This is a genomic window from Actinomycetota bacterium, from assembly GCA_019347675.1.
In the GTDB taxonomy this organism is placed as follows: Bacteria; Actinomycetota; Nitriliruptoria; order Nitriliruptorales; family JAHWKO01; genus JAHWKW01.
The window spans coordinates 1-3,711 of sequence record JAHWKW010000060.1; the positions used below are offsets into that span (position 1 = coordinate 1).

A 3,711-nucleotide genomic window follows, 5' to 3' on the forward strand; every position below is an offset into this window, starting at 1 on the left:
GCTCATGTTGGCACAACAATGTCAGAGGCCCGGAAGCCAGAAACGCCCAGGAACCCCCAGCAAGAACGGCAAACAGCCCGCTACGGCCACGACTTACGGCACGACGATGCGGAAAACGCGCCTAGTCACGATCTACCGCGCGACGCTTAGTCCGACAGAGACCTCGTGATGGACGCGTACAGCGCCGATGTCGCTCGCGCTTCGGGCAACGACAACATCCCCAGACCGACCCGTCGTGGTTACGGATCCGCAGTTACCTACCTCGCTCGCAGGCGATCAGGATCAAACAGGCCGAAGCCTTCGACCGGATCGATGACATCAACCCTCACAGGGTGTTCCCGGAGGATTTGCGGAAGAGCCGTCGCGTTACGTCATGCTCTTCAGCGCGAGCGAAGGGCCTCGGCTGCTTGAGGCAGGTGCCCTGCCCCGCGCTTCCTGCACGTGTTCGCTCTGGAGCGGATACCTCGAAGAACCATCCGGCCAGCGCCTCACGGCGTTCCTCAACGACAATCGCATCCCACTCGTCGAGCTCCACACCTCGGGCCACGCGTCTATCACCGACCTCAGGCGTCTCGCAGAGGCACTGGCCCCTAACCGCGTCGTCCCCATCCACACGTTGGGCGGCGAGAGCTATGACGCCCTGTACGACGTAGTCGACGTCCAACCGGACGGTGCTTGGTGGGACGTCTGACGTCGCAGAACGACCGGCGGTGACTCACGTCTACGCCGACTGCCTCTGGGATTCGTCGAGCAGACGGAGCAGGGCGGGTACCGGAACGGCCAGTCCGCGGCCAAGACGCATAGCGGGGAGGTCCCCTCGTCGCGCTGCCTCGTAGGCGCTGCTTCGTCCACGCCGAGGAGTTAAAGGCCTCCTCGACCGTGGGTAGGGCGAGATTCATCTGGGACATCCCAGTGCTTGTTTGTAGCTTTCCTCGACGGTCAGGGGGCGCCCGCCCATGACGGTCCCGTCATCGTTCATGACTGCGGCGTACTCCCAGACCACCTCCGGGTAGTCGCCTGACGAGTTCATCTCATGCAGGACGTCCCATTCGGACGAGCTACGCATTGCCTCGACCGCCTGGTTAGTAGCGGTGACGTCTCCGCTGCGGCGGGCCTCGATCCACTGTTCGATCCACGCGCAAGCGACCGCGCCGCTCACGGCGGCACCGAGCTGGTAGCGGTCGCGCAGCGGTCCTTCCTCGAGTGCTGCGGCATCGAATCCGTCCGGCTGCGGGATGTCGACGAGCATCTCGCGGACCACAGCCGCGCGGTCAGCCGAGGCGATTACGCTCTCTGGCATGGCCGATAGCCACGTGTCTACATCGACGCGTTCAAGGCTCAACAGCACGGTTCGGTAGGCATCGATCGAAGGGAAGGCACCACGAACCTCGACGGTGTGGTCGCCGTCATGGAGCAGCGTGGTGAAGTCGTTGCCACCTGCGTATATGAACAGCATGGCGTGGTGACCGAGGACGGTCAGCTCCTCACTGTGGTCGGCCGAGTGGGCTCGGTCGTCCATGTACCTGTCGAAGGCGTCCGGGTCCCGCCAATGCACGGTCAACTCGGTCCATCCGTCGCTGAAGGTCATCTCCCCGATGCCCTGGCCGTACACGTCCGCTCGGGTCACCTTCCATTCGGGTTCGCTCACCAGAAGCAGCGGAGAGGCTTCCGCGGCTCTGACCAGGGCTTCGGCCCAGGCCGTGCCGCTGTCACGACCCAGAGGCTGGATCACCACCAGTACCAGCGCCGCCGCCGCGACCGCGGCCGCGACGGCCAGGAAGCGTCGACGGTGGGCGCCACGGGCGGCACCCGCGCTCTGCCCGTGGGATCGTCCGGTGGCGACGATCGCTTCGCGCAGGTCCATTTCGGCGTCTTCAAGGTCCAAGGCGGCGACCTCGTCATCGGTGATGGCAGTTGAGGCCACGAGAGCGTCGAGTTGCTGGTCGTTCATCGATTTCCCTCCGTGTCGATGGCCAGTGCTGGTCCGTCGGGTCGGGGGTCTCCATGTGCAAGATGCCCGTTGCCGCCGGCGTCGAGCGGCGGGTCGTGCAGATCCGACAGTGTCTGGCGTAACCGTTCGCGGGCGCGGCGCAACCGGCCTCTGACCGTGGAGGGGGGAACGTCGAGGACGCCGGCGATCTCGGTGGGGTTCAGCCCCTCCCAGGCCGTCAGGTGAAGAATCTCACGGTCGTCGTCTCCAAGCCGGTTGAGAGCCTCCCGCACGACAAGCGCGGCGGTGACTCGGTCGGAATGGTCCTCGGCAACCCGTTCGACCAAGACTTCCCGCAGATGGTCGGCTAGGGCGCTGCGGCGACGGTTGCTACGTCGGTGGTTTGCCAGCACCCGCCGGGCCACACCAAAGAGCCACGGACGTGCTTGCCCGTGAGCAGGCAGAGCGTCGATCCGCCGCCATGCCACCACGAACGTCTCGGCTACGACATCGGCCGCATCCCCGGGCTCCTCGGTGCGCCGCAGCGCGTACGCCAGGATCGACCGTGCATGCGCATCGAATAGATCCCTGAACGCCTGAAGCTGTTCGTCGCTGGTCAAGATGTCCCTCGCGGCCGATGGTTGTCGCGCTTCACTAAGTACATGTCCGGCACGGCCTCTAGCGTCCCATTGGCCCCAACCCGAAACCACCACGGTCAAGCGCGACTCGATGGCTCAACGTCTGGGGCGGATCGGAGTCTTCGGAGTACCAGAAGCGATCATCGCCATCTCGCTCGCAGTCAGCCCGTCGGGGCGGATCTGGCGGTCGAGCAGGTGATGCAACTCCGCAACGCTGTGAGTGTGGACGGAGAAGGACGTGATTCCGACCCGTCGGTTGCATGAAATGGCTGATGCCGTTCGGCGTGCAGGCGTCTGACCGGACGATGATGGTGCCATGGAGCTGGACGTTCATCCGACCGTGCTGGCGATCTGTCGACTGGACCCTTCCCGGGCTATCCCGGCTTGGACGAGGGGAGTGGCAGGTCCATTGGTGTCCGTGACCCGGACGAGCGACGAGCTGTCGATCGTGATCCCCGAGCACGCCGTGCCGCACTCGGTTTTCCACGAGGGGGGCTGGCAGGCGATATCGGTCCGCGGTCCGTTGGAGTTCTCCCTCACGGGTGTACTGGCCGGATTGTCGGCGCCACTGGCGGACGCGGGGATCCCGGTCTTCGTCGTGTCGACCTTCGACACCGATTGGCTGCTGGTACGCGCAAACGACCTAGACGACGCTGTTGAGGTCCTAGTGGTCAGTAACGTAGGTTCCTTTACGTTTGGGTCTTGATGGCGGATACTTTCTCGCATGGCAAACCATGCGAAGGTCCTGGACGTCTCGAAGGAGGACCGCAGGGTCCTGCAAGCCCGCGTCCGGGCGAAGTCGGCCCCGGCCAAGCAGGTCGAACGCGCACGGATCGTGCTGTTGGCGGCAGAGGGGTTGCCGGCCGACGAGATCGCCAAGCGGGTGGGCTGCTCACGGGCGACGGTGATCACCTGGCGGCAGCGCTACGAGAGGGGCGGGGTGGACGCGCTCGGTGACGCGCCGCGCTCAGGGGCGCCGCCGACGATCACCCGCGACAAGCGTGAGGAGGTCTTGGCGGCGACGCTGACCCCGCCGCCGCAGCGTCTGGGGATCACCCATTGGTCGTCGCGGCTTCTTGCCCGCCACGTCGGTGGGGTCAGCCACATGACCGTCGCGCGGATCTGGCGCGAGTGGGGGCTGCA

At 65.5% G+C, this 3,711-nt stretch carries 5 protein-coding genes; 2 read left to right on the forward strand and 3 right to left on the reverse strand.

Annotated features, from left to right (window positions below):
- Positions 1 to 325: 325 nt before the first annotated feature.
- The 3 genes from KY462_16770 to KY462_16780 all read right to left on the reverse strand — a co-directional run bounded on the left by KY462_16770 (position 326) and on the right by KY462_16780 (position 2,553).
- The gene (locus KY462_16770; GenBank protein MBW3579351.1) at positions 326 to 664 is read right to left on the reverse strand and encodes a hypothetical protein; all 339 of its coding nucleotides are present in this window, start codon (positions 662 to 664) and stop codon (positions 326 to 328) included.
- Positions 665 to 895: 231 nt separating this feature from the next.
- The gene (locus tag KY462_16775) at positions 896 to 1,951 is read right to left on the reverse strand and encodes a hypothetical protein (protein MBW3579352.1); all 1,056 of its coding nucleotides are present in this window, start codon (positions 1,949 to 1,951) and stop codon (positions 896 to 898) included.
- Entirely contained in the window at positions 1,948 to 2,553 is a 606-nt protein-coding gene (locus tag KY462_16780) for a sigma-70 family RNA polymerase sigma factor (GenBank protein ID MBW3579353.1), read from the reverse strand. Before KY462_16780 ends, KY462_16775 begins: the two co-directional genes overlap by 4 nt.
- A gap of 331 nt (positions 2,554 to 2,884) precedes the next feature.
- Here KY462_16780 and KY462_16785 point away from each other — a divergent pair, with 331 nt between their 5' ends.
- Both KY462_16785 and KY462_16790 read left to right on the forward strand, forming a co-directional pair.
- Entirely contained in the window at positions 2,885 to 3,274 is a 390-nt protein-coding gene (locus KY462_16785) for an ACT domain-containing protein (GenBank protein MBW3579354.1), read from the forward strand.
- Positions 3,275 to 3,292: 18 nt separating this feature from the next.
- The coding region (locus tag KY462_16790; protein ID MBW3579355.1) for a helix-turn-helix domain-containing protein at positions 3,293 to 3,711 on the forward strand (419 nt) is incomplete at its 3' end.

What these genes read in the sequence shown, in the direction of transcription:
- KY462_16775 (MBW3579352.1), bottom strand. Translation starts at nt 1,951, where the DNA reads ATGAACGACCAGCAACTCGACGCTCTCGTGGCCTCAACTGCCATCACC.
- KY462_16785 (MBW3579354.1), top strand. Translation starts at nt 2,885, where the DNA reads ATGGAGCTGGACGTTCATCCGACCGTGCTGGCGATCTGTCGACTGGAC.